The organism is Paracandidimonas lactea (assembly GCF_021653995.1).
In the GTDB taxonomy this organism is placed as follows: Bacteria; Pseudomonadota; Gammaproteobacteria; order Burkholderiales; family Burkholderiaceae_B; genus Allopusillimonas; species Allopusillimonas lactea.
In genome coordinates, this window is the sequence record NZ_JAJJOZ010000005.1 from 165,297 (window position 1) to 188,756 (window position 23,460).

The following is a 23,460-nucleotide window of genomic DNA, read 5'->3' on the forward strand; positions in this document are numbered from 1 at the left end:
ATGCCCGAAACCCGCACTATTCGCCTGATTGTCGTTGGCGACGAGATCCTGTCCGGCCGCCGCCAGGACAAGCATTTTTCCAAGCTCATCGAGCTGTTGTCGCAGCGCGGCATGCAACTGGGTGGTGCGCAGTTCGTATCGGACGATCGCGCCACCATTGCCGCCGAGCTTGTCCGCAGCTTCGCTACGCCCGATATCGTCTTTTGTTGTGGGGGCATTGGGGCCACGCCTGATGATCAAACCCGTCAGGCTGCCGCCCAGGCGCTGGGCGTGCCGCTGGCGCTACATCCCGAGGCCGAGCGCCTGATCGCCGAGCGCTGCGCGGACAACGCGCGCCGCGGCCAGGGTAGCGCCGATATGTCGCTGCCCGAGAACCAGCAGCGCCTGCAAATGGGGGTGTTTCCGCAAGGGGCTGAGATCGTGCCCAATCCCTATAACAAGATCCCGGGTTTTTTTATCAACGATCACACCTTTATGCCGGGCTTTCCCGTCATGGCTTGGCCGATGATGGAATGGACGCTGGACAACCGCTATCGCCACTTGCAGCATCAAGTCACACGGGTCGAGCATTCCTTCCTGGCCTTCGAACTGCCAGAGTCCCGGATCATCCCGACACTCGAGGCGCTCGAGGCCCGCTGGCCCGGTGTCAAGGCCTTCAGCTTGCCCAGCGTGGGTGGCAGTGGGCGTCCGCACATCGACCTCGGCGTAAAGGGCGAGCCCGAAGCAGCGGCTCAGGCACTGGCGTTCCTGCGCGACGAAGTGTTGCGCCTGGGCGGGGTGCTCACCCCGCCGCAATCATGATGCCTTCGCAGCGTGACACTGCGGGGTTCACGCAGCGACGCCCAAGGGTGGCAAGCTCGACGCGGCGCTGAGGAGACACGCCCGAGGCATCGTTCTCGGGTATCCTCAGGCGCGCGTTCCGGCACAGCAGCCAGAAGGGTAGAGTCGTGACAAAAACAAAAAACACTTGCCAAACGGCCGCGATTTCCCATAATATGGAATTGTTGCATTGCATCAATGACGACTATGCCACGAACTTCCGTGCTCCCGGCGGCCCCCAATGGGCAGGCCGCTCTCAACGACACGCATATCACCATACAGGTGCTCGAGCGTGCCATGCTTTTGCTCGACGTCCTGGCCACTCGGCCTGATCCCGTACCGCTAAAAGACTTGGCTGCGGCAACAGGCCTGCATACGTCCACGACACACCGCATTCTCAACGATCTGGTTGTCGGCCGCTATGTCGAACGCGTTGACAGCGGCCTGTATCAATTGGGTATGCGGCTGCTCGAGCTGGGGTCCTTGGTCAAGGGCAGGCTCAATGTCCGCGAAGTAGCTGTCAACCACATGCGCGAACTGCATAAGCTTACCGGCCAAACCGTCAATCTGTCGCTCCAGCAAGGCGACGAGATTGTCTACATCGAGCGGGCCTGGAGCGAGCGATCAGGCATGCAGGTGGTGCGGGCCATTGGTGGGCGGGCACCGCTGCATCTCACGTCAACCGGCAAGCTGTTTCTGTCGGTCTGGGATGCGCGGCAGGTGCGCGCGTACGCCATGCGCACCGGCCTTGCAGGCACTACTCGAAACAGCATCACCGAAACCTCCCAGCTCGACCGCGAATTGGCACTGGTACGTCGCCTGGGATACTCGCGCGACAACGAAGAGCTCGAACTGGGTGTGCGCTGTATTGCCGCGGGCATCTACGACGACACTGGCAAGCTGCAGGCGGGCCTGTCGCTGTCGGCGCCGGCCGAGCGTATGCGCGACGAATGGATCCCCATCCTGATGCAGACGGCGGCGCATATTTCCGAAGAGTTAGGCTACGAAGCCACGCATTGACCGGCGGCCGCCGTTTTGACGGCCTCTGGCTTGCCTTGCCGTTCATATCGCCTTTGGTGCCCATGGTCGTGGGCCTGCCTTGCGGTAGGTCTCCCGCCTAGTGCCGGCACCAAAAAACGCCCCGAAAGCCGGATAACAAACCGGCTTTCGGGGCGTTATTGCGTGGGCCGCCGCCTGTGCCTGTGTATGCCTGCGCCGGAGACGCTCGGCGCAAGAAGAGCCATCAGCCTTACTGGGGCTGGATGCCCGCCTGCTTGAACAGCTCGGCCCACTGCGGCACTTGCTGCTTGACTTTCGCCTCAAGTGCCTGGGGTGTCGCTTCGTCGGCCAGCACGCGTGCGCCCAGCGCCGCCATGCGATCGTTGAAGGCCTTGTCTTTCAGGCCTGCCTGCAGCGCGGCACCGAGCTTATCAAGCGCCGGCTTGGGGGTGCCCTTGGGGGCCCACATGCCGTGCCAGATGCCGACTTCAAAGCCGTCGTAGCCCGATTCCTGCATGGTGGGCAAGTCGGGTAGAGTAGGCACGCGCTGCTTGCTGGTAACCGCGTAGGCCTTGACCGTGCCCGCCTTGATATGCTGGGTTGTATTGGTGGTTTGATCGCAGAGAAGGTCTACCTGTTTGCCCAGCAGGTCGTTCATGGCCGGGCCGGTGCCCTTGTAGGGGATGGTCAGAAGATCGACGCCGATGGCCTTGGAGAACATGGTGCCGCACAGATGGCTGGCGGCGCCAATGCCGGCGTTGGCCAACGTGACCTTGTCTTTATTGGCTTTGACGTATTCGATCAGCTCTTTGATGTTGTTGGCGGGGAAGTCGGCCCGAGCAATGATCGTCATCGGCACGTCGACCACCAGGCCAATGGGCTCGAAACTGGTGTTGGGATCGTAGCCGGGGTTTTTGTACAGCGAAGGGGCGGTGGAAAAGCCGATGTGCATCAGCAGAATGCTGTAGCCGTCCGGCTTGGCGCGTGCCACCTGGCTGGTGCCGATCGTACCGCCCGCGCCGGCCTTGTTTTCGACTACGACAGTTTCGCCCAGCGTGGGGCGCATGGCCTCGCCCAGGGAGCGTGCGACGTTGTCGGTAGGCCCGCCTGCCGAGAACGGTACAACCATATTGATGGGCCGTTCCGGGTAGTCGGCCGCCTGTGCCGGAGCCGCGCCTATCATTGCAGTAAAAAACAGGGCGGAACCGAACGTCAGGGTGAAGGGTTTCATGGTGTCTCCATTACTGTGGTTCAAGGGCCGTTGCATGCTTCCATCCTGTTGAGGGAGCGGCGACAGCCGGAGCGGATGCTAGGGGAAAAGACCCGTCGGCGTCTATACGGGATTGTCTGTATGCGGCGGCACGAACCGCATGAATGCTGGCTTGGCCGGCCGTGATGGCCATCAGTTCCGGGGATCAGCCTGGGGTTAATGTCTGGTGTCATAAAAATGTCTGATCGTCGCGCTACGCTGGTCAGAAAAACAATAAACAGAGCAGGATGCTGCGACGCAACAAAATGCTTGACATCAGGCCGCAGCACTGTAGAATATCAATTGTGCAATGCAGCATATGTAGGCCTCAATCGTTCGGTGAGGGTCTGATGTCCAGGCCCAGCTCGCGCGCCGAGCCTACGCTTCCTTTTTAATTATTGGTTAGAACCTCGTTTCAACCCTTATCTGTCCGCCCCCCCGGCGGCGCACTCTTGCAAGGAAATCATCATGAGCGCAATCCCCGAACAGATCCTGAATGGCCACAAGATTTCGTTGAACAATCTGCTGGCTGCCCAAGGCGCCATGTTCACCGGCTTCGAAAAGCTGATCGACCTGAACCTTAAAGTCATCAAGGCTTCGCTGGACGAAGCCACCGAAAAGACCCAACAGGCCATCGAACTCAAAGACCCCCAGGAAGCGCTTGCCTTTACCTCGGCCCTCGCTCAGCCTACCGCTGAAAAGGCCCTGGCCTACAGCAAGCATGTCTACGACATCCTGAATGGCGTCCAAGTCGATCTGGCCAAACTGGCCGAAGATCAGATCGCCCGCAATCAACAGCAGGTCAGCGAAGTATTGGACGAGTACGCCAAGAACGCGCCTACCGGCTCCGAAGGCGCTATTGCCCTGGTAAAGACGTCTGTGGCCACCGCCCAGAACGCCTACGACACCGCTGTCAAGGCCGCCCGTCAGGCTGCCGACGCGGCTGAGTCCAATATTGCCGCCGCCGCCAAGGTTGCCTCTGACGCCGCCGCCGCCGCGTCCAAGGCAGCGCCGCGCGCTGCGCGCCGCACCACCGCCTAAGGCAAGCGCCTGGCGCGCTGGCTGCCGCACAACACGGCGGCAGCCAGCGGTTTAAGCTTTACCACACCCGCCCACTTAATCTACCCCCTGAAGCTAGGCATGGCGCCAGCTTCAGGGGGTAGATTAAGTGGGCGGGCTGGCGTTCAGGCCGGGCGATATCGACACCGGGCGCAGGTGGCGCTATGCGCGCCATGCGGTGTGCAGGCCTGCATGGTACGGCCCAGGCTTCAATTTGCCGTTTACGACAGCGCGCGCACGCACTCCTGGATGAGCTCCGGGCCGCGATAGATCAGGCCAGTGTATAGCTGGACGGCGTTGGCGCCGGCCTGGATTTTTTCACGGGCCTGCTTGCCCGATACGATGCCGCCTACTCCGATGATGGGGAAGCCGGGCCCGAGCTGGGCACGCAGGCGGGCAATGACGACTAGCGAGCGCTCATGTACTGGCGGGCCAGAGAGCCCGCCGGCTTCGTTGGCGTAGGGCAGGCCTTGCACGGCATCGCGCGATAGTGTGGTATTGGTGGCAATGACACCGTCCATCTCGTATTTTGTCAGCGCGTCGGCGATGGCATCGATCTGGTGTGTTTCCAGATCCGGTGCGATCTTGACCACGAGCGGCACCCGGCGCCCGTGCTGTGCCTGCAGTGCGGTGCGCTTGTCGCGCAAGGCGGCCAGCAAAGCCGAGAGCTCGTCCTGCCCTTGCAGTGCGCGCAGGTTCTTGGTGTTGGGCGACGATATATTCACGGTGACGTAGTCGGCGTAAGGGTAGACGCCTTCCAGGCCGGTCAGGTAGTCATCCACCGCCTGTTCGATGGGCGTGGCGGCGTTCTTGCCGATATTCAGGCCGAGTATGCCCCCCTGGCTGCGCCATTGGCTGCGCCGGACGTTGTCGATGAACGCGGACAGGCCCTGATTGTTGAAACCCATGCGATTGATGAGCGCCTGTTCGCGCGGCAGGCGGAACATGCGCGGGCGCGGATTGCCGGCTTGTGGCTTGGGGGTGACGGTACCGACTTCGACGAAGCCAAAGCCCAGGTTGGCCAGGGCATCGATGTATTCGCCATTTTTGTCCAGGCCCGCGGCCAGCCCGACAGGATTGCGCAGCGCGAGCCCCATGAGCGTAATTGGCTTTTGAGGGTGCGAGGAGAGCAAGCCGCGCGTCAGGCGGCAATCGTAGGCGCGCTTGAGGGCGGCCAGTGTGAGTTCGTGTGCCTTTTCGGCGTCAAGCGTAAACAGGGCCTGGCGCGCCAGGCCGTAGGTATTGAATAACAGTGACATGGGGTATGAGCGGAGAGGGGCGGTGTTTATATTGATTGAGCACTTGCACCCGCGCGTTGCGCAGTTTGCGCGATGCTGAGGTCGACCCAATTGCCATCTTGCAATATCTGCGCGGGGCGATATTGCGATTTGTATGCCATTTTACGGCTTTGCGCGATCCAGTATCCCAGGTACAGCCAGGGCAGGCCCAATGTGCGGCAGTGATTGATCTGCCATAGCACGCCATACGTGCCCAGCCCGCCGGCTGCGTCCGGATCAAAAAACGTATAGACCGACGAAAGGCCATTGTCGAGTATATCGACGATGGATACCATACGCAGTTCGCCGCCGGGCTGGCGGAACTCGATCAGGCGCGTATCTACACGGCTGGTCAGCAGGAACTGGGTGTACTGTACGTGGCTGTCTTCGTCCATGCCCGCGCCAGGGTGGCGTGCGGCCTGGTAACGCTGGTAGAGATCGAAGTGCTCGGCATTCCAGTGCAGCGGCATTTCGCGCGCGACCAGGTCGCCATGAAGGCGGGCGCTGCGCCGCTGCGAACGGTTGGGATGGAAGCGCGCCACGTTGACGCGGATAGGCAGGCAGGCCTGGCAGTGATCACAATGCGGACGGTAGGTGAACAGGCCGCTGCGCCGGAAGCCTTGGTTGACCAGGCCCGAGTAGACATGGCTGTCGATGAGGTGTGTGGGCGCTGCCACTTGCGACCGCGCATCGAAGCCGGGCAGATAGCTGCAGGGATAGATGGCTGTTGCGTAGAACTGCAGCGTGTGCAGGCCGGGTTCGGTCAGATGTGTCATGGCGGGCATGCGTGCGCAGATGCGTTCAGCCCATTATCCGGCCTTTCAGGCGGGCGGCGCAAGGGCGCCCGCGGTTGTCCCTTGCGCTTGCTCCACGGCTGGGGGCTTATGGGGTACCAGGGTGCCGTCGTGCAGCAACTGCCCCGCCGTCCAGTGCGGCGCGGGCAGGTCCACCGACGCCGCAAGGAGAGCCATAAACGCATCGCGCGACAGTGGACGGGCGCCCATCGTGGCCAGATGCCGGGTCTGTTGCTGGCAGTCTATGTGATGAATGTCGTTGGCCAGCAGAAAGCGCACAAGATAGGCTAGGGCCAGTTTGCTGGCATCGGTCGTACGTGCGAACATGGATTCGCCAAAGAAAAAACGCCCCATACAGATACCGTACAAGCCGCCGGCCAACTGGCCATCGATCCAGGTTTCCACGCTGTGCACCGCACCGGCTTCGGCCCAGACCAGGTACGCCTGCTTGACATAGGGTGAGATCCAGGTGCCGTGCTGGTCGCGCCGGTGGCCGGCACAGCCTGTCAGCACGTCCGGCAGGGCGGTGTCGGTCAGGATGCGGATGTGGGCATCTGGTTGGCGTTCGGTGCGGGCGATCTGGCGCAATCGCTTGGACAGGGAATGCGAGATGCGCAGGTTTTCACAGGCCAGCACCATGCGCGGGTCGGGGCTCCACCACAGCACCGGGTCATTTTCATTGAACCAGGGAAATATCCCGTGCCGATAAGCTTCGCGCAATCGTGCTACGGAGAGATCACCGCCTGCGGCAAGCAGCCCTTCAGGCAGGGCTTGGTGGACGGGTGGAAACGGAGTGTTGTCTTCGAGCCAGGTCAGGGTGCCCATGGCAGTGCCTTGTCACTTCGGGGGCGGATAGGGTATGTCGTAAAAATGAATGGGGAAGTTGCCAGTGCGCCGGTCGGCCACGTAGTGTTCGAGCGTGGTGACGATGGTCCGGAATGCGAGTTCGCCCCAGGGGATGTCATCGATGCTGAAAAAGGCCGCCTCAAGGCTTTCGGGGCCGGGGAAGAGCTCTTCGCTGAGCACGTTGGCCAGGTAGAAAAAGTGTACCTGCTCGGCGTGCGGCACATCAATTACGGTGTAGAGCGGGCCCAGCTCGATCTGGGCGCCGGCTTCTTCCTGGGTTTCGCGCATGGCGCCCTGGGCAGTGGTTTCGCCCAACTCCATAAAGCCGGCCGGTAGTGTCCATTTGTTGGCGCGTGGCTCGATTGCGCGGCGGCATAGCAGCACCTTATCGTTCCATACCGGCAGCACACCCACGACATTGCGCGGGTTTTGGTAATGCACCGCGCCGCAGTTCTCGCAGACATCGCGTTCGCGGTTGTCGTCTGGCGGAACGCGCCGGGTAAGCCGCGCCCCGCATTGGCTGCAGAACGTCTGCTTGCGGGGTGCCGGGAAATAGAAATTGGGTGCGTGCGATGTCATCCGCAGATTCTAACCAATGGCCCGAGGCATGTCAGGATGCCGGGGGGCGGGGATAGCGGACGAACCCGAGTTGCGCGGGCACATCGTCGGCCGGGCAGAAGTCCAGGGGCACCCGTACGGCGCCTTGCTTCGCGCCGCCTTGTGCGGTAAGCCCGGGCGCAGACGGGGGTACGTTGCGTGCTATGGCTGGGCATGCGGTGGGCTCGACGCCCGCGGCATCCTGCGACAGGATCATGATGCGTGTTGCGTGTGATGTGTCGCCGTCCAGCGTATCCAGCAGGGCTGCGCCGTCAGGCGTACGCAGCCGGTCGAGTACCGCTTCCAGGTCACGGCCTTCGATCAGCCCCGGGCCGGCGTCAGCGTCGGCATACAGGCGGCCATCGCTGGCCAGCAACCAGCGCCGGACCCGCCCCGCATCAAGGCCGTTCTGCGTACGCAGCGGCGGGGCGCCCCCGCTATTGCTGCCATGATTGCCGGCGGTGTGCAGGATGAAGGGAGCGGCGTCCAGCCGTACATAGACGCGTTGGGGGCCATTTTGGAAAAACCATTGTCCTTGGGCGTCACAGGCATAATTGCGGCTGATGAACTGCAGAATCGGCGGGCTGGTAATGGCCTCGCCCATCGGTATAGTGCCAGTGGCTGCGTCCGCGCGTAGCGCGTCGCCAAGTGGATGCAGGCGCCAGTGCCCGTGTTCATTCAGTGAGAGCCAGCCGTAAACGTCCGGCACATTTGGCCAGCGCGCCATGGCATCGAGTACGGTCTTGTCCATGATGTGTTGCCGCGCCGCCTTGTGGGGCGGCACGGCACGCAGTTGCATAGATACCAAGTATAGATGAGGTATCCGCAGGCGCGGCGCATAAGCGCGGGCGATCGGCGCGAAAGGTCAGAGTTGAGGGATATTGAACTGCTTGACCAGCCTGCGCTCCCGCTCGATTTCTTTCTTCTGGAACGCGTTCAGCTCCTGCCCGGTGCCGGTGAAGGTGCTGAAGTTGCGCTCAAGCAACCAAGCTTCGGTTTCTTTATCAGTGAAAATGGCGAGCAGTGCGTGTTCCAGCGTGCTGATGATCGGGGCGGGCGTGCCGGCAGGCGCGAATACTCCCCACCAGGCCACCTGGAAGAAGTCGGGATAGCCGAGTTCCTGTACTGTTGGCGTATCGGGTGCCGACGGCATGCGTTGGTCGGATGTGACGGCGAGCAGTTTTATCTTTCCTGCCTTTACCAGCGGCAGGCCCGCACTGTATTCGACGATGGCGAAATCGGTTTGGCCGCCGGCCAGATCGGAGATGGTAGGCGCGCTGCCCTTGTAATTGATGGCGTTGGCGTGCCCGCCAACGAGCGACATTAGCCACTCAGTGGCGATGTTGTAGGTTGCGCTGCCGCTCCCGTAGTTGAGCGTCGGCGGAGTCTGCTTGGCCGCCTCGAACAGCGCCTGGGCGCTGGAAAACTTGGATGTGGCAGGCACATAAACACCCATGGGCGAGAACGCCAGGCGGGCCACGGGCGCCAAGTCGGTTATTGGATCGTACGAGAGCTTCTTGTAGAGCGCGACGTTAGTGGTGACGGGGCCGTTGGCCGCCCAGAGCAGGGTATAGCCGTCGGGCTTGCTCCTGATGACGGCTTCTGCCGCAATGATTGCGTTGCCACCTGTCTTGTTTTCCACGATGACGGGCTGCCCGAGCTTGCTTTCCAGCTTGGCGGCGGCATAACGCGCAATAGTGTCCGTGCCCGAACCCGGAGGGTAGGGTACAACGAGCTTGAGCGGTTGTTTGGGATATGCCGCACTAGCTGATGGCATGCCGGCCAGCAGGCCGACGGAGGCTAGCAGTGTCGCACCTAAAATGCGTAGTTTCATGAGTTTGTCTCCTGTTCTCTTTGGTTTGATGCTCAGTGGGTTCTGAATCTTTTGAGGCTAGGGGTTCCGGCTGCTGTGCCGGTCAGGGCCGCAGCGCGATGCGGCCGATTACGTGGCGGCCGGCCAGCGCCGCCAAGGCCTCGCGAAAGTCCGCAAGCGGATAAACGGCGAATGTGCTGGGCTTGAGCCGGCCTTGCGCAGCCCAGCCCAGCAGTTCCGTGAAGGCTTCACGCACGCGCGCTTCGGTGCCCGGCAGCGGGCGCTGGCGGGCCCAGCCCATGTAGTACCCCCAATACAAACCGATCACGGTGATATTTTTGACCAGCACGATATTGGCGGGGATCTGGGGGATTTCGCCGCCTGCGAAGCCGATGGGGATAATGCGGCCGTCAGGGGCGATGCAGCGCAGCGATGTATTGAAGGTTGTGCCGCCGACCGGGTCGAAGATGACATCGGCGCCGCGTCCTCCGGTTGCTTCGAGCACAGCGGCGCGCCAATCTTGTGTACGGTAGTCGATGGCGATATCGGCGCCATGCTCGCTGGCGGCCTTGGCCTTGTCCGCGCCGCCAGCGGTAGCGATGACACGGGCGCCGAGAATCTTGCCAATCTCGATGGCCGCGAGGCCGCTGCCGCCAGCGGCGCCATGCACAAGCAGTGTTTCGCCGGGCTGGAGTGCGGCGCGCCAGATCAGGGCGGCGTACGCCGTGGCATAGATGGTGGGAAAATGCACCGCCGCATCAAAGTCAACCGCGTCGGGAAGCTTGAAGACAGTGCTTTCAGGTGCGACGACCTGTTCCGCGTAACCTCCGGTGCGTACGCCGGCAACGACGCGGTCTCCAGGGTTGACATGCCGTACCTGGGCACCGCACGCTAGTACAATGCCAGCCACTTCGGTACCCGGCGTGAAGGGCGGCTCCCAGCGGTTTTGGTGTTTGCCTTCGATCACCAGCAGGTTGGCAAAGCTGACGCCGCAGGATTTGACGTGTATGCATACGCCGTCGTCGCTGAGCGACGGCGTGCCAACCTCTCGCACGGCGGCGTGGTCAAGGCCGAATCCGGCGCAAACAACGGCTTTCATCGTATGCTCCCGTGCCGTCCGGCGCCCTGCGCAAAGCGTTGCGCGCCCGCCTGCGCCTCCCTTGCCTTGGCATCTTGAGCGAGGGCGGCTTCGCGGATGAGCGCCGCAGCCATTGGCATATCTTCCTGCTCGTAGGCCGACTGGCGATCCGACTGCATGGCGATAGGGGGAAAACCTGCGATGGTGTTGGCCAGTGCTTCCGCCTCGGCGCGTGCGCGGCCATCTGGAACGATCTGCGTGACAAGCCCATATGCCAGCGCTTCATCGGCGTTGACCGGGCGAGCCGCCAGCAGCATGTGCAGTGCGCGGCCCCGTCCGATGATGCGCGACAGGCGTACTGTTGTGCCGTCGCTCATGGGCACACCCCAGCGCCGGGACAATACGGCAAAAGAGGCGGACTGTTCGGCGATTCTGATATCGCACCATAAGGCAACGCCTAACCCACCCGCGCAGGCGTGGCCTGACACGGCGGCAATGACGGGTTTGGTCGCGGGGCGCGCCAGCGGCCCATCCGCACCTGCCCATGCTTCGTACTGCTCGCCAGTGGCCAACTCTTTCAAGTCGGCGCCTGCGCAGAATGCGCCTTCGGCGCCGCAAAGCACTGCCACGCGCGCGCTTTCGTCCTGTTCAAAATCGCGGAAGGCTTGGGCCAATAGCACGGTGGCTTCTTTGTCGAGCGCGTTCCTGACCTCTGGGCGGTTGATGATGATCGTGGTGACCGGCCCGTTTTTTTCAGTGATGATTTTCATGACTTGGGTGTTGTTCCAGGAAGAAGGGCGCTGACTGCAAACTCGGCGATGTCTTTTGCAATGGCTTCGCGATCCCGTCGGGTTTCGTGTTCGCGGGGGCGATACCAGCGAGAGGTCCAGTTCAGGGCGCCGAGCAGCGGCTTGACCGCGATGCGCGCGTTGCAGGGCCGGAACTCGCCCGCGGCGATGCCTTCCTCTAGCACGTGCAGATAGAGCTGCTCGTTGTCGTCCCGCATGGCCGTTATTTGCGCCATTTCCGCACGTTCGTTGTCGCTCATGCGGCCGCTGGTATGAAGCTGCGCGCCCAGCCCGGATACCCGCAGGTAATCGAGGTGTTCCATGATCAGCAGCGTGTGCGCGAACGCCATGGCATAGAGGCGTGTACGGGCGCTGCCTTCTCCCGTCGCAGCGGGTTCGATGGCTGCGCGGGTAAGCGCCATGGCGCGGCGCAGCACCTCATAGAACAGCACCGTCTTGTTGCGAAAGTGGTAATAGATGATGCCTTTGGTGGCCCCGTAGGCCTCGCTGATGTCGTCCAGCGACGTGGCGGCAAAGCCTTTGCGCATGAAGACTGACGCGGCGGAATCCAATATGCCCAGGCGCTTTTCTTCGCCCTCTGGGGTTCCTGACAGGCGTTTTCTGGCCACGTGTCAGTCTCCTTGGCCGTGGGAGACAGGGGACGATGCAGAAAATTCTTGGCGGATGGCTGCTGTGTGTTCGCCGATTCCGGGTACATGGCCAAGTTGGCGCGGATTGTCGCGGAACTGCGCCGGCGGCGCCACGATCCGTGCCTCACCGTGCACGGTCGAGACTGTGGCGCGGCGCAGGTGCGGGTGCTTGGACAGCCCACTGACGTCGTTCAAATGACTGAATGCGACGCCGGCGCGCATCATGCGCTCGCGCAGAACCTGTGCGCTGATGCCGGACAGTATGGTTGACAGCGTTTGGTCGAGTTTCTGCTTGTTCTGGACACGCAGGCCATTTGTGGCGTAGCGCGTGTCGGCCCCCAGCTCGGGGCGCTCCAGCACGTCGTTCGCAAACCTCAACCACTCACCGTCATTCTGGATGCCGATCAGCAGTGTGGCAGCCTGATCGGTCGCGCCGCCCACCTCGAACGCGCCATAAGGGGCGATGGTGGGGTGCGCCAGGCCGACACGCGGCCAGACGGTGCCCGCATAGTCATAATGCAGCAGTGGTACGGACATCCAGTCACTCATGGCGTCGAAGAGCGACACATGAATAGCGCTACCCTGGCCGGTGATGCCGCGCTGAATCAGCGCTTCAAGGATGGCCGCGTGCGCATACATGCCTGTACCGATATCGCAGGCCGAAACGCCGATTCGCCCCGGTGCCTCGGGGGTGCCGGTGACGGATGCGATGCCGGTTTCCGCCTGTACCAGCAGGTCGTAAGCGCGCATGGCGGCATAGGGGCCTTGTTCACCATAGCCGGTGATGTCGCAGGTAATGAGGCGGGGATGTTTTTCGCGCATCGCGCGCCAGCCGAAGCCCGCGCGTTCGGCCGCGCCCGGTCCCAGGTTTTGGATCAACACGTCGGCTTTGCCGATCAGGCGCTGCAGCAGCTCGGCATCATCGGGTTTGGTGTAATCCAGGACAATGGATTCCTTGCCGCGATTGAGCCAGACAAAGTAGGTGCTGTCGCCGTTTACCGCGGAATCGTAGCCGCGTGCAAAATCGCCCTGCGGCCGCTCTATCTTGATGACCCGTGCCCCGGCGTCTGCGAGGCGCGATGAGGCATAGGGGGCTGCGGCAGCTTGTTCGATTGCGACGACGAGTATGCCTTTCAGTGGCAATGTCATGTTTTTGTCCCCTGGAAAAGGCGCTGAACGCCTTTGACGTTGAGCGGTGATTTGGCATTTATTAATTAATAATACTACGTGGTATTATTTTGTCAACGAGCAAACGAATAGGAGGCGACGGGTGACGACAGGGGCATTGCAGGGGCTGCGCGTGGTGGATGTTTCCAACTTTGTTTTCGGGCCTGTGGCGACCCAGATGCTCGGTGACATGGGGGCGGACGTCATCAAGATCGAGCCGCCCGAAGGGGATCCGACCCGCGGCATAGGCGAGCGAAAATCGGGAAAAATGGGATCATTCTTTCTCAACCTGAACCGCAACAAGCGCAGCGTCGTGCTTGATCTCAAACAGCCCGATGCGCAGGCGGTACTTGATCGCCTGCTTGCGAGTGCCGATGTTTTTGTTCACAACATGCGATCCGGCGCCGCAGCCCGGCTGGGGCTGGACTATGCGCGCCTGGGGGCCAAGTATCCCAGGCTGGTACACGCATCGGCACAAGGTTTTGGCGCCGGGGGTCGGTACTTTGACCGGCCTGCCTACGACGATGTGATTCAAGGCTTATCGGGTATCGCCGGTTTGAACCAGCGCGCGCACGGCGTGCCTGCCTATGCGCCTATGTTGCTCACCGACAAGCTGTGCGGCGTCTTTCTTTATTCGGCTATCGTGACGGCGCTGTTGCATCGCGAGCGGTCGGGCAAGGGGCAGGAGGTGGTGGTACCTATGCTTGAATCCATGGTCGCCTTCAATATGCTCGAACACATGGCGGATGGTGTGTTCCCTGCACCCCCGGGCCAGGAGCCTGCGTTGGGGTATCCGCGTGCGTTCAGCCCAAACCATCGCCCTTTTGACACGCGCGACGGCGCAATATGCATTATTGCCAATACAGATGCGCAATGGCGCAGGCTGTTTGCGATGCTCAGTCTGGATGCGCTGGCGGACGATGCGCGGTTTGCCACCATCGGCAGCCGGATGACCAATCTGGATGCGCTCCATGCGCAGATGCAGCCACGCCTGATGACGGACACGACGGCCGCATGGCTCTCCAAGTGCGAACAGGCGGATATTCCCGCAGGGCCCATCAATGACCTGGAGGCTGTCTGGCACGACCCTCATCTCGCCGATTGTGGGTTTTTCAGGACGGTGGAGCATCGCACTGAAGGTGCGCTGCATATGCCGGATGTTGCGATGCGGCTGTCTGCATCTCCGGGCGGCATACGGCTGGCGCCGCCGCTACTGGGCGAGCATACCGCACAGGTGCTGCGCGAGCTGGGCTACTCCCAAGAAGACGCTGCGCGGTTCGCGTCGTAAACGCTGCGCAGGCCGGTTGTTGAAGAGGTGCTCAACGGCCGCGCGTGACACCAAAAGGAAGTGCGCGATTGCGCGCCTGTGTGCCGCCCAGGCGGCGTGCCAATGCATAGCCGAGTACCTGGCCTGTTTCGGCCAATACGAGCAAGGTTGCGGCAACCGTCAGCAGCACGAGCGGCCGAAATTCCTGATAGCCATGGTGAAAACCGAACCCTCCCAGCCCAGTGCCAGCCAATGCGCCTGCCAGGGCGGCGTAGCCGACCAGGCTGGCCAGTGTCAGCCCAAGGCCCACGGCAATGCCGGGTGCGGCTGTGCTGATGAGCGCGCGAGGGGTGCTAGGAATTTCGTTTGGCAGGCGCGCCCTGGCTTGGCGCAGTGCTGTCTCAGTCTGGCGGGCCATGAACGGCGCGGCGATCAGGACGAGCGGAAGCAGGGTCGCACTCAACGCCGTCACCGCATCAGCAAGCAGATGAGACAGTGGGATGGCTGTCGCCAGAATGATGATGGAAGGCGTTGCGCGCAATGCGTGCGCCACATAGGCGGCAAGCAGTATCACCCGCCAGGGCCGCTTCGCGGTTTCGTTGTGCCGGCTCGTCGCATACATTGCCCATCCCAAGGGAGCGCCCAGCAGCAAGCCGGCCAGCCCGGCGACAGACACCATCAGCAGCGTTTCACTGAAGGCGACGAAAAACAGTTCGGCAAAGAGGCGGGACATGGACTGCGCCTGGTTGTTGAAGTCCCGCAAATTGTAGAGAACAGCGCCGGATAGCCGAACTACCGATATTGCAGGTGGATATAGCCCGCTGTCATATCTCGCGTCATATCCGGCCTGGTATGGTGCGTGCCTGCGGCGCGCAACGCTGCCTCAGGCGAACCCACCAGCCGGCCAGTGTATAGAGAAGAACTGTTGATCCGATCAGCCCCACGCCAAAAACAGAGGCGATCAGCAGCCAGTCGATCGGCCCCCCTGCATCGGTAAAACCTGATGAAGACACGCGTGCCTTCAGAACGAGTGCAAGTATTCCGCCGATCACGCCCCCCGCCTGCGCGCGTACCAGCCTGCCCGACACAAACCGGCGCTCTGTCAACAGCAGTGCAACAAAGGCGGTCAGCCCCAGCACGATGATGGCGATCAGTATCCACAGCAATGGCCCCAACATCTCCTGGAATACCGCCAGAAGAATAAGCGGATCAAGTTCTTTCATGGTGGATCCTCGTTATGCGCGCCCGCGCAGCATGGCAAGATAGGTGGGCTTCAGCCCCATGGTTTTCATGACCCAGGTGACCCACAACTCCTCCAGCGGCGCAACAATGCCGGGAAACGAAGGGACCAGGTTGTTCTGGTAGTCGAACTCCACCAGCATGGCGCGCCCCAACCGGGTAATCAGGGGGCACGATGTGTAGCCGGTATAGACCAGGCTGGATTGTCGGCCCTGTATGTCGGCGATCAGATGATCTACCGCGACGGGCGCTTGCCACTTCACGCTGGCTGCTGTTTTGCCTTTGGGCACACCGGCAACATCCCCCACGCCGAATACATTGGGGTAGCGGAGGTGGCGCAGCGTGCCTTTGTCCACTTCCATCCAGCCTTGCTCCGCCCAAGCACCTTCGCGCCATGGCAATGGGCTGTTGCGCACAACTTTCGGCGCGCGCATCGGCGGGATTACGTGGATGAAGTCGTAGTCTTGTTCTTCCGCGCCGTCGGGCGTGCGGAAAGTGGCAATGCGCCTGCCGGGATCAATGGCCTGCAGCACGCGCTGATAGTTGACCTTGATATCCCGCGCCTGATAAAGCATGCGGACTTTCTCAGACACAATAGGCACGCTGAACAAGGCATTGTTGTGCGCGTTATAGACAACTTCCGCCTTGCTCCGCGCGCCTCGGCGGGTTAGATAGTCTTCTGTGATGAAGGTGTACTTCAGGGGCGCACCGGCGCATTTCATTTCGGTGTCCGGTCGCAGGAATACACCGCGGCCGCCTTTGCTGGCAAACGCCGACATGGCGCGCCATGTCGACGCAGCCGCTTCAGGGCCGTGGTAGATGCTGCCGATGCCGCCTTTTCCGATGAGGCTGGTGTCCATCCCTTGAATCTGGCTGTAGTCCAGCTCCATACCGGTGGCGACCACAAGATAATCGTAGGGAATGACTGTGCCGTTTTCCGTGACAACTTTGCTTGCCTCGGGATCGATTTCCGCGGCTTGCTCCTGAACCCACTCAACGCCTGAAGGGATATATTCGCGGGTCTGCGTTGCGACATAACTGACCGGTTTGATGCCAGCACCCACCAGGGTAAAGCCCGGTTGGTAAAGATGTGTTTTGCGGGCGTCCACCAGCGTGATTGCCGCGCCGTCCAGACGCTGCGCCAGTTGCGATGCGGTCGCCAGCCCCGCGGCACCGGCCCCGACGATCACGATGCGCGCCGGGGTCTTGATTTTGTCAACCGCGCCCCCGTGTGCCGGGCCGATCACCACTCCCAATGCGGTAGCGGCACCCAGCGTCAACAATGCCCGCCGGCGGCGATCGGGATGCTGTCCTGTCGGGCCGCCGGCATGTGCCGAGGCGTCCGTACGTTTTGATTCGGTCGTCATTTCGCCCTCCCGCCACTTTGAATATTACAAAAAGCTTCAATATTAGATTAATCTGAATTAATATAAACAAAGCTGATTTACATCAACGTTCGGTGCTAATGCCTGGCGTTTAATGCATGAACGTGGATAGCGCTTTGAGAACTGGACGTTGTTTGCGTTTTCTCCCACCTTTGTTGTTGTTCCGAGATTTCGGGGGAGGGGGCTGGCGTGGCCAGAGTAGCGGCCGCGGCGCTTGCGCGCGAGATATAACCTGTTTGCCGTCGAACCGGCACTTTATTCAAGTGGGAGTCGCTATGAAAACCAACATCGGTGGTATAGACCGCGCCTTGCGCATTATCGTTGGCCTAGTGCTGATCGGGCTGGCGGCCACCGGCACCGTCGGATGGTGGGGCTGGATCGGCGTCGTGCCCTTGTTTACGGGCTTCGCGGGTACGTGCCCGGCGTACAGTATTCTGGGTTTGAATACATGTCCGTTGAAAGCGCGCAAGCCCTGACAGACAACAACGCCGCCGAACGCACTCTGAAAGCCGCCCGATCGGGTGCGAAAGAATTGTCGTGTGTGGTTGAATTGTCGTATGTGGTTTTTTATAAAAAAATCAAATATTTACACAATTTAGATTGACCGCGCTCTTTATTAAGCCTACTCTAGTAACTGCAGGTAATTATTTAGGTAAGTTCATTTGGAACAGTTAGCACTTCAACGTGTGCCAATTTTTGCATTTTTACGCCTGGTGACCTGCTCGAGCACTTTGCTCACATCAACAGGAGTTAAAAATGAGTAGTCAAAAAGAGTTTGGCATCGTCAAATGGTTTAATAACGAAAAGGGTTTCGGGTTTATTTCGCCCGAATCTGGTGGTAAAGACGTTTTTGCGCATTACACCGAAATTATCGGCGACGGCCATAAAAGCCTGGAAGAAAACCAGCGCGTTTCGTTCGTTTCCGGCATGGGCGCCAAAGGCCCTCAAGCCAAGTCGATACAGGCTGTCTAAGGCTTAACGCCTGAAATAAAGCCCCCGTTTTGCGGTAGCACCTTGATAGGGTGTTTCCCAAAACGGGGGCTTTTTTGTTGGCTGCGGGCCCTGCAAACCTTATCAATAAGGAAGGTGCGGGAACCTCTGTTTTAGCAGTCGGACTATGTGCTTACGAACCTCCGCGTGTTTTCGATCACGGATATCTTCATCCGAGGGCGAAGGCGGGGCGGGCGGGTTGTCCATATTATTGGATGCGCACTGAAATCGCGGGGCTAAGCCGAGGTTGTGACGGCTTGATAGCATTAGAATCTCCGGAAGCTCTTGCAGGGCGCTGGTATCGGTTCTGCTAGATGGTATCGTCCCTGCCGATGAGAAGAGCTTTAAGCAGGTCTACTGCGCGAGGGGCATTAAGTATGCAGACGTGGCAATGGGCCACACTTCCACACAGTACTCGCTTTATCCCAATTATCCTAACGTTTAATTGAAAGCAAAGCGGGGTTTGGGTTCTCGTTTGGGCCGATATACTAAAACTGAAGCATTCGTCGGTGCTTGCGCTTATGGCATTCACAACGCGTACCGGCGGCACACGGCTTCAAGGCCAAGAACTCTGCCGAGAGTTCGTTGTGTAGGCAGACGAAAAAAGCCGCTTGATGGTGGGCCTGATCTGTGTTTTGCGAGGTGGGGAAATTTATTAAATTTCTGGAAACCCGCATGAATACTGGAGGCGCAACTCGGAATCGAACCGGGGTACACGGATTTGCAATCCGCTGCATAACCACTCTGCCATTGCGCCGCAGATGAGATAAGCCGATATGTACGCAGAGGTACACGAGCTTGTTGTGGTTGCGAGGGCATTGCCCTCAACAAAGAGCAAGATTCTACACTATTCCGCGTATCTATGCTGACAAACTTTGCAGCGGACGCAGCTTGCGCGGAGCGGCGAAGGCCCTGGCGGGCACGTGTGGTTGATCCGGGGCGAGGAGGGCGTGGGCCTGCTTGTGCGGCGGGTGCGGTCGAAGCAGCGGCAGCGGGATCGATTGGGTAAAAGTTCCGGAGCCCGCATGCGAAGGGAGTACGTGAGTATGTGTCGGGCACGGCTTGTCATGCTGTGTTGATATGGCCGTCTATGCAGGTGACTGCACTGCCGCCGACGCGTATGGTGCTGCCGTCGATATCGATCTCTATGTGCCCGTTGCGTTCCAGCGCGGCGCCCTGGGAGGCGATAATGGCGTTTCCGTAGTGGCGCAGGCCGGTGGTATGGATGAAGGCGCCCACGCAGCCGTTTCCGCTGCCACACACAGGGTCTTCGTTGACGCCCTGGCCAGGAGCGAATGACCTGACTTCGATATGGACGCGCGCGCCGGGTGGGTAGTCGCCGAAAAGGGTGACGCCGCTCGCGCCCACGGCCACGCAAAGAGCGTCGATGGCCCGGAAGTCGGGGCGGCAGGCCAGTACATCGGCGGCGGTATCCAGCCGGGCAACCAGCCAGCGCGGCCCGACATTGACAATGCGTGGCGCCGGCGTGCGCTGAACGGCATTTCCGAGTGCAGCATCGAGTTGGCTGATGTGTTCCAGGCCCAGCGATGTGAAGCTGGCCGCTGGCAGGTCGAAGGCGATGACGCGCCGCCCGCCATGACGGCGCCGGATGCTCAGCGCAACCAACCCGATGGCGCTTTGCTGAACCAGAATGCCGTCATGTTCGGTGACCAGGCCTGCCTCAAGCAGCGCATGTGCGGTGCCGATAGTGGGGTGCCCTGCAAAAGGCAGCTCGCCGCCGGGGCTAAAGATGCGAACGCCATAGTCGGCCTTCGGGTCGGCAGGCGGTATGACGAAGGTGGTCTCCGAAAGGTTGGTCCACCGCGCGATCTGCTGCATCCGAACTGAGTCGAGCCCGTCTGTGCCCAGGATCACGGCGACGGGGTTGCCACTGAACGGCATATGTGTGAAAACGTCCACTTGCTTGAAGGGTACGGTTGGCATGACATCACTCCTGGGGATGGATGCTCCAGAAACGGATGGCGACAGTATGTCACGAGGAACGACGGGGCTGGCACCGGTTAAACGGCGGTGATTACATCAGAATTCCCGCTGCCCGAAACCAGTCGCGTCCCGCCTCTCACGTTCGGGCATTCAGTATGCTGATCGGTGCAGTCGGGGTGTCAGGATGGTCATTAATGACGACCAGTTGGAATAAAACAGCGGGACAGTCCGTCTACCCTGATACTAACCACCCTCATGAGGAGATTTACCATGACAACTTCACGCGTTTTGATGTCCCTTCTGGCTGCGGCCGCCATGACGGCAGGCGCGGCCTACGCCCAGGCACCGGCACAGACTCACGACGGTGTGCTGGCCGACGCGAAAGGCATGACGCTGTACACCTTCGACAAAGACAAGGCGGGCAGCGGCACGAGTGCCTGCTATGATCAGTGCGCGACGAACTGGCCGCCTTTCAAGGCCGAGGCGGGCGCCGCGGTGCAGGGGGATTGGTCCACGATTATGCGCACGGATGGCACCAGCCAGTGGACATACAAGGGCATGCCGCTGTATCTGTTCAAGAACGACGCGAAACCAGGCGATAAAAAAGGCGACAACGTCAAGGATGTCTGGCACGTGGTCAAGCCCTGATTGCACATCACATCACGCGTTGAGCCATGTCTGACGAGATTGCCGCCCAGATCACCGCCTGCATCCCCAGCCTGCGCCGCTACGCGCGCGGGTTGACCGGCGATCGCGACCTGGCGGACGATCTCGTTCAGGACACGCTCGAGCGTGCTTGGAGCGGCTATAGCCGATGGCGCCGACGCGGGCCGCTGCGGGCCTGGATGTTCAGCATCATGCACAATCAGTTTATTGATCACGCGCGTGCCCGGCAGCGGCAAGTCGAGCTGGACACGGGTGGCGATCTGCCGGACGGTTGGGTACGGCCCACGCAGTCCGATGCGCTTGAATTGCGCGACCTCGACGCCTTGTTGATCAGGCTGGGGCCGGAGTTGCGTGCGGTGATTCTGCTGGTGGCGGTCGAGTCGTTCAGTTACAAGGAGGCGGCGCAGGTACTCGATGTACCGATTGGTACAGTAATGTCGCGCCTGTCGCGGGCGCGCCAGCGCCTGGCTGCGCTGATGGATGCCGAGCCCCAGGCGGGGGCTACCTTGGCAGCAGCAGCGCAAACCCACATGCTGCGTAGGGTCAAATGATATGAATGAGCGCTATTCCGGCTCTTATCCCGCTGACGAAGGCCCGGTTACCGAGGCCGACCTGCATGCCTATGTAGACGGCCAACTGGGTAGCGAACGCAGCGGCTTGGTAGAGGCTTACATTGCCACGCATGCGTCGGCGCGTACGCAGGTCGAAGCGTGGCGGCGGCAGAATCAACTGTTGCGCACAGCGCTGGACGACGTGCAGGACGAGCCCATCCCTCTGCGACTGTCGTTGGCGCGCAAGCCGGCACGCACATGGTGGCATGCACTGGCTGCCGGCTTGGTATGCACGGCAATTGGGGCGCTGGTTGCATGGCAGGCGCGCGGGGTCTGGGACGCTCAACAGGCAGTTGCCGTGGCCTCGGCGGTGGAGGGTGAACGGCTGGCCCAGCGCGCGGCTGTGGCGCACCAGGTGTTTGCCAGCGACATGGGCCGGCCGGTCGAAGTGAAGGCGGACCAGGAGCAGGCCATGGTGCGGTGGCTGTCCCGGCGCTTGGGTGAGCCGCTGCGCGTGCCTGTATTGGCCAGTGTGGGGTACACGCTGGTGGGCGGGCGGGTGCTGCCTGGCGAACAGGGCGCAGTGGCACAGCTCATGTATGGTGATAGCCAGGGCCAGCGCCTGACGCTCTACGTGACGCGTGAAGCGCGCGGCGGGCAAACGGCTTTCCGCTTTGCCCAGGAGGGGGCCGTGCGGGTGTTCTATTGGGTCGATGGGAAGCTCGGCTACGCGCTTTCAGGCGAAGTGGCGCGCGACGAGCTCTGGCGAGTGTGCGAAGAAGTGTACCGACAACTTGACATGGTGCAACTGCCGGCGCCGCCGGGGCCTGTGGCCGGCTGAAGCCGGCGGGCGAGGCGGTTGCTTAGGCCCGGCGCGGTTCGATGGTCGGCGGGATCGGGCATTTATAGGGCTGCCCGTTGCGTGCGTCTTGCAGTTCGGCCTTCGCGCGTGCAAGTGTCTCGGGCATGCCCATCAGCCTGTAGGCGGTGGCGGCCAGTGCTTTGGCGGCGTACAGCATGCCCTTGTGCGCAAAGCCCTGTTTCCCTTGCGACACCATCTGCCACGAATGGAAAGCTGTGCCGTAGGCATAACAGGCACCCCAGAACTGGGCCGTGGGCGCCACCCAGCTCACATCGCCCACATCGGTGGAGCCGAACATCACCCGGTCGTCGTCGCGCCTATACGACGCGACGCCCTGGAATAGCGGCTTGGGCTGGCGCAACACCTGCCCAAGATTGCTATTGGCCGACGCGATGTCGCTGTCGCTGATGACACCGAACAGGCCTTGGGCGGCCTGCTGCTCTGCTTCTGAATAGTGCGGCGCATCCAGCCCGCGCAGGGTTTCATCAAGTACGTCGTTGAGCGTGCGATTGGGCATATAGTTGGAACACGCCTTGTCGAAGATGATCTCGACCTTGCAGTCCGTCATCAGCGCCGCGCCTTGTGCCACGCGCTGTATGCGCGCATACAGGTCATCGACTTGCTCATTGCGCGGGGCGCGGATCAAATACAGCACCTCGGCGTCGGATTGCACTACGTTCGGCGACATGCCGCCGGTGTTGGTGACCGCATAGTGAAAGCGTGCGTCCGATGGCATGTGCTCGCGCAAGTAGTTGCAGCCGACGTTCATCAACTCGACGGCATCCAGGGCACTGCGGCCCAGGTGCGGAGCATTGGCGGCGTGGGCCGCAACACCCTTGAAGCGGAAGCTGGCTTGCAGGTTTGCCAGCGACGATTGCGTCCAGGTGCCGGTGTAGGACGCGGGGTGCCAGGTGAGAACCGCGTCGACATCGTCGAACAGGCCCGCCCGCGCCATATACGTTTTGCCTGAACCGCCCTCCTCAGCGGGGCAGCCATAGAAACGCACGCGCCCCGGCATACCTTGCGCCTGCAGCAGCGCTTTTACCGCCACCACCGCGGCATGCGCCGCAGTGCCTAGCAAGTGATGCCCGCAACCGTGGCCGTTGCCGTTTGGAATGTCGGTACTGGGGGTGCAGACCAGTGCACCGCTTTCCTGGCTCATGCCCGACAAGGCGTCATACTCGCCCAGGATACCGACCACCGGGCCGCCGTCGCCCGCTTCGGCGATAAAGGCAGTGGGCATGCCTGCTACGCCGCGCTGTACCCGAAAGCCTTCTGCCTCGAGCATGTCGGCGTGCATGGCGGCTGATTCGGTTTCCTGGAACCGCAATTCCGCCAGTTCCCATATCCGGTCGCTCAGGCTGGTGTAGCGCTCGCGCTGCGCGTCCAGCATCTGCGACAGTTCTTTGAGCTCATCCAT

At 61.4% G+C, this 23,460-nt stretch carries 25 protein-coding genes and 1 tRNA gene; 9 read left to right on the plus strand and 17 right to left on the minus strand.

From position 1 onward, the window contains the following. Both LOL23_RS10995 and LOL23_RS11000 read left to right on the plus strand, forming a co-directional pair. Window positions 1-801: a competence/damage-inducible protein A gene (locus tag LOL23_RS10995; RefSeq protein ID WP_160981409.1), complete on the plus strand. Its 801-nt coding sequence runs from the start codon at window positions 1-3 to the stop codon at window positions 799-801. Window positions 802-1,116: 315 nt separating this feature from the next. After that, window positions 1,117-1,839 carry an IclR family transcriptional regulator gene (locus LOL23_RS11000; protein WP_237173617.1) on the plus strand — a complete coding sequence of 241 codons (723 nt, stop codon included), beginning with the start codon at window positions 1,117-1,119 and terminating at the stop codon, window positions 1,837-1,839. Window positions 1,840-2,068: 229 nt separating this feature from the next. Here LOL23_RS11000 and LOL23_RS11005 read toward each other — a convergent pair whose 3' ends face one another. Continuing rightward, window positions 2,069-3,049 (minus strand): tripartite tricarboxylate transporter substrate binding protein BugD, encoded by a 981-nt coding sequence (locus tag LOL23_RS11005; RefSeq protein WP_160981405.1) that lies wholly within the window; start codon window positions 3,047-3,049, stop codon window positions 2,069-2,071. A 486-nt stretch (window positions 3,050-3,535) separates the two neighbouring features. On the opposite strand from LOL23_RS11005, the gene phaP reads away from it, so the two are divergent. Then, window positions 3,536-4,108 (plus strand): phasin family protein, encoded by a 573-nt coding sequence (gene phaP, locus LOL23_RS11010; protein WP_160981403.1) that lies wholly within the window; start codon window positions 3,536-3,538, stop codon window positions 4,106-4,108. A 239-nt stretch (window positions 4,109-4,347) separates the two neighbouring features. On the opposite strand, the gene LOL23_RS11015 is transcribed toward phaP, so the two are convergent. From LOL23_RS11015 to LOL23_RS11060, 10 genes are all read right to left on the minus strand, one after another. After that, window positions 4,348-5,385 (minus strand): quinone-dependent dihydroorotate dehydrogenase, encoded by a 1,038-nt coding sequence (locus LOL23_RS11015; RefSeq protein ID WP_160981393.1) that lies wholly within the window; start codon window positions 5,383-5,385, stop codon window positions 4,348-4,350. Between the two features lie 26 nt (window positions 5,386-5,411). Continuing rightward, window positions 5,412-6,188, minus strand: a complete 777-nt coding sequence (locus tag LOL23_RS11020; protein WP_160981391.1) for an arginyltransferase — start codon at window positions 6,186-6,188, stop codon at window positions 5,412-5,414. A gap of 36 nt (window positions 6,189-6,224) precedes the next feature. Then, window positions 6,225-7,022: a leucyl/phenylalanyl-tRNA--protein transferase gene (gene aat / locus LOL23_RS11025; RefSeq protein ID WP_160981389.1), complete on the minus strand. Its 798-nt coding sequence runs from the start codon at window positions 7,020-7,022 to the stop codon at window positions 6,225-6,227. 12 nt (window positions 7,023-7,034) lie between these two features. After that, window positions 7,035-7,622: an NUDIX hydrolase gene (locus tag LOL23_RS11030; protein WP_160981387.1), complete on the minus strand. Its 588-nt coding sequence runs from the start codon at window positions 7,620-7,622 to the stop codon at window positions 7,035-7,037. Between the two features lie 31 nt (window positions 7,623-7,653). Further along, window positions 7,654-8,391: a DUF2946 family protein gene (locus tag LOL23_RS11035; RefSeq protein WP_160981385.1), complete on the minus strand. Its 738-nt coding sequence runs from the start codon at window positions 8,389-8,391 to the stop codon at window positions 7,654-7,656. Window positions 8,392-8,505: 114 nt separating this feature from the next. After that, entirely contained in the window at window positions 8,506-9,474 is a 969-nt protein-coding gene (locus LOL23_RS11040) for a Bug family tripartite tricarboxylate transporter substrate binding protein (RefSeq protein WP_160981383.1), read from the minus strand. A gap of 82 nt (window positions 9,475-9,556) precedes the next feature. Beyond that, window positions 9,557-10,552, minus strand: coding sequence for an NADPH:quinone oxidoreductase family protein (locus tag LOL23_RS11045; RefSeq protein WP_237173589.1), 996 nt, complete (start codon window positions 10,550-10,552; stop codon window positions 9,557-9,559). Then, entirely contained in the window at window positions 10,549-11,301 is a 753-nt protein-coding gene (locus tag LOL23_RS11050) for a crotonase/enoyl-CoA hydratase family protein (RefSeq protein WP_237173590.1), read from the minus strand. Before LOL23_RS11050 ends, LOL23_RS11045 begins: the two co-directional genes overlap by 4 nt. Next, window positions 11,298-11,948 (minus strand): TetR-type transcription factor C-terminal domain-containing protein, encoded by a 651-nt coding sequence (locus LOL23_RS11055; protein ID WP_237173591.1) that lies wholly within the window; start codon window positions 11,946-11,948, stop codon window positions 11,298-11,300. Before LOL23_RS11055 ends, LOL23_RS11050 begins: the two co-directional genes overlap by 4 nt. 3 nt (window positions 11,949-11,951) lie before the next feature. Beyond that, window positions 11,952-13,118 carry a CaiB/BaiF CoA transferase family protein gene (locus LOL23_RS11060; RefSeq protein ID WP_160981377.1) on the minus strand — a complete coding sequence of 389 codons (1,167 nt, stop codon included), beginning with the start codon at window positions 13,116-13,118 and terminating at the stop codon, window positions 11,952-11,954. Between the two features lie 121 nt (window positions 13,119-13,239). On the opposite strand from LOL23_RS11060, the gene LOL23_RS11065 reads away from it, so the two are divergent. Then, entirely contained in the window at window positions 13,240-14,424 is a 1,185-nt protein-coding gene (locus LOL23_RS11065; protein WP_160981375.1) for a CaiB/BaiF CoA transferase family protein, read from the plus strand. Window positions 14,425-14,455: 31 nt separating this feature from the next. Here the strand turns inward: LOL23_RS11065 and LOL23_RS11070 are convergent, their stop codons facing one another. The 3 genes from LOL23_RS11070 to LOL23_RS11080 form a co-directional block, all read right to left on the minus strand. Then, a complete protein-coding gene (locus tag LOL23_RS11070; protein WP_160981373.1) occupies window positions 14,456-15,136 on the minus strand; it encodes an ABC transporter permease family protein in 681 nt (226 codons plus the stop codon). A 103-nt stretch (window positions 15,137-15,239) separates the two neighbouring features. Then, window positions 15,240-15,626, minus strand: coding sequence for a DUF5368 domain-containing protein (locus tag LOL23_RS11075; protein WP_160981371.1), 387 nt, complete (start codon window positions 15,624-15,626; stop codon window positions 15,240-15,242). 12 nt (window positions 15,627-15,638) lie between these two features. After that, window positions 15,639-17,009 carry an NAD(P)/FAD-dependent oxidoreductase gene (locus LOL23_RS11080; RefSeq protein ID WP_237173592.1) on the minus strand — a complete coding sequence of 457 codons (1,371 nt, stop codon included), beginning with the start codon at window positions 17,007-17,009 and terminating at the stop codon, window positions 15,639-15,641. Between the two features lie 293 nt (window positions 17,010-17,302). Here LOL23_RS11080 and LOL23_RS11085 point away from each other — a divergent pair, with 293 nt between their 5' ends. Together LOL23_RS11085 and LOL23_RS11090 are read left to right on the plus strand one after the other, a co-directional pair. Continuing rightward, window positions 17,303-17,503 carry a YgaP family membrane protein gene (locus LOL23_RS11085; RefSeq protein ID WP_160981367.1) on the plus strand — a complete coding sequence of 67 codons (201 nt, stop codon included), beginning with the start codon at window positions 17,303-17,305 and terminating at the stop codon, window positions 17,501-17,503. Window positions 17,504-17,783: 280 nt separating this feature from the next. Next, window positions 17,784-17,999 carry a cold-shock protein gene (locus tag LOL23_RS11090; RefSeq protein ID WP_160981365.1) on the plus strand — a complete coding sequence of 72 codons (216 nt, stop codon included), beginning with the start codon at window positions 17,784-17,786 and terminating at the stop codon, window positions 17,997-17,999. 701 nt (window positions 18,000-18,700) lie between these two features. On the opposite strand, the gene LOL23_RS11095 is transcribed toward LOL23_RS11090, so the two are convergent. Together LOL23_RS11095 and LOL23_RS11100 are read right to left on the minus strand one after the other, a co-directional pair. Then, window positions 18,701-18,774: transfer RNA gene (locus LOL23_RS11095), tRNA-Cys, on the minus strand. 308 nt (window positions 18,775-19,082) lie between these two features. Continuing rightward, entirely contained in the window at window positions 19,083-19,961 is an 879-nt protein-coding gene (locus LOL23_RS11100; protein ID WP_160981363.1) for a PhzF family phenazine biosynthesis protein, read from the minus strand. Between the two features lie 270 nt (window positions 19,962-20,231). On the opposite strand from LOL23_RS11100, the gene LOL23_RS11105 reads away from it, so the two are divergent. The 3 genes from LOL23_RS11105 to LOL23_RS11115 are packed head-to-tail and all read left to right on the plus strand — an operon-like array spanning window position 20,232 to window position 22,019. Beyond that, on the plus strand, window positions 20,232-20,609 hold the full coding sequence (locus tag LOL23_RS11105; RefSeq protein ID WP_160981361.1) for a COG4315 family predicted lipoprotein: 378 nt from the start codon (window positions 20,232-20,234) through the stop codon (window positions 20,607-20,609). Between the two features lie 26 nt (window positions 20,610-20,635). Next, the gene (locus LOL23_RS11110) at window positions 20,636-21,178 is read left to right on the plus strand and encodes an RNA polymerase sigma factor (RefSeq protein WP_160981359.1); all 543 of its coding nucleotides are present in this window, start codon (window positions 20,636-20,638) and stop codon (window positions 21,176-21,178) included. Between the two features lies 1 nt (window position 21,179). Continuing rightward, window positions 21,180-22,019 carry an anti-sigma factor family protein gene (locus LOL23_RS11115; RefSeq protein ID WP_160981357.1) on the plus strand — a complete coding sequence of 280 codons (840 nt, stop codon included), beginning with the start codon at window positions 21,180-21,182 and terminating at the stop codon, window positions 22,017-22,019. 22 nt (window positions 22,020-22,041) lie between these two features. Here LOL23_RS11115 and LOL23_RS11120 read toward each other — a convergent pair whose 3' ends face one another. Then, the gene (locus tag LOL23_RS11120) at window positions 22,042-23,460 is read right to left on the minus strand and encodes a M20 family metallopeptidase (RefSeq protein WP_160981355.1); all 1,419 of its coding nucleotides are present in this window, start codon (window positions 23,458-23,460) and stop codon (window positions 22,042-22,044) included.

Coding starts and splice junctions, on each gene's coding strand:
- LOL23_RS11040 (WP_160981383.1), bottom strand. CDS start 9,474: ATGAAACTACGCATTTTAGGTGCGACACTGCTAGCCTCCGTCGGCCTG.
- LOL23_RS11080 (WP_237173592.1), bottom strand. CDS start 17,009: ATGACGACCGAATCAAAACGTACGGACGCCTCGGCACATGCCGGCGGC.
- LOL23_RS11075 (WP_160981371.1), bottom strand. CDS start 15,626: ATGAAAGAACTTGATCCGCTTATTCTTCTGGCGGTATTCCAGGAGATG.
- LOL23_RS11070 (WP_160981373.1), bottom strand. CDS start 15,136: ATGTCCCGCCTCTTTGCCGAACTGTTTTTCGTCGCCTTCAGTGAAACG.
- phaP (WP_160981403.1), top strand. CDS start 3,536: ATGAGCGCAATCCCCGAACAGATCCTGAATGGCCACAAGATTTCGTTG.
- LOL23_RS11105 (WP_160981361.1), top strand. CDS start 20,232: ATGACAACTTCACGCGTTTTGATGTCCCTTCTGGCTGCGGCCGCCATG.
- LOL23_RS11085 (WP_160981367.1), top strand. CDS start 17,303: ATGAAAACCAACATCGGTGGTATAGACCGCGCCTTGCGCATTATCGTT.
- LOL23_RS11045 (WP_237173589.1), bottom strand. CDS start 10,552: ATGAAAGCCGTTGTTTGCGCCGGATTCGGCCTTGACCACGCCGCCGTG.
- LOL23_RS11005 (WP_160981405.1), bottom strand. CDS start 3,049: ATGAAACCCTTCACCCTGACGTTCGGTTCCGCCCTGTTTTTTACTGCA.
- LOL23_RS11020 (WP_160981391.1), bottom strand. CDS start 6,188: ATGCCCGCCATGACACATCTGACCGAACCCGGCCTGCACACGCTGCAG.
- LOL23_RS11060 (WP_160981377.1), bottom strand. CDS start 13,118: ATGACATTGCCACTGAAAGGCATACTCGTCGTCGCAATCGAACAAGCT.
- LOL23_RS11050 (WP_237173590.1), bottom strand. CDS start 11,301: ATGAAAATCATCACTGAAAAAAACGGGCCGGTCACCACGATCATCATC.
- LOL23_RS11120 (WP_160981355.1), bottom strand. CDS start 23,460: ATGGATGAGCTCAAAGAACTGTCGCAGATGCTGGACGCGCAGCGCGAG.
- LOL23_RS11035 (WP_160981385.1), bottom strand. CDS start 8,391: ATGGACAAGACCGTACTCGATGCCATGGCGCGCTGGCCAAATGTGCCG.
- LOL23_RS11030 (WP_160981387.1), bottom strand. CDS start 7,622: ATGACATCGCACGCACCCAATTTCTATTTCCCGGCACCCCGCAAGCAG.
- LOL23_RS10995 (WP_160981409.1), top strand. CDS start 1: ATGCCCGAAACCCGCACTATTCGCCTGATTGTCGTTGGCGACGAGATC.
- LOL23_RS11115 (WP_160981357.1), top strand. CDS start 21,180: ATGAATGAGCGCTATTCCGGCTCTTATCCCGCTGACGAAGGCCCGGTT.
- LOL23_RS11000 (WP_237173617.1), top strand. CDS start 1,117: ATGCTTTTGCTCGACGTCCTGGCCACTCGGCCTGATCCCGTACCGCTA.
- LOL23_RS11015 (WP_160981393.1), bottom strand. CDS start 5,385: ATGTCACTGTTATTCAATACCTACGGCCTGGCGCGCCAGGCCCTGTTT.
- LOL23_RS11090 (WP_160981365.1), top strand. CDS start 17,784: ATGAGTAGTCAAAAAGAGTTTGGCATCGTCAAATGGTTTAATAACGAA.
- LOL23_RS11110 (WP_160981359.1), top strand. CDS start 20,636: ATGTCTGACGAGATTGCCGCCCAGATCACCGCCTGCATCCCCAGCCTG.
- LOL23_RS11100 (WP_160981363.1), bottom strand. CDS start 19,961: ATGCCAACCGTACCCTTCAAGCAAGTGGACGTTTTCACACATATGCCG.
- aat (WP_160981389.1), bottom strand. CDS start 7,022: ATGGGCACCCTGACCTGGCTCGAAGACAACACTCCGTTTCCACCCGTC.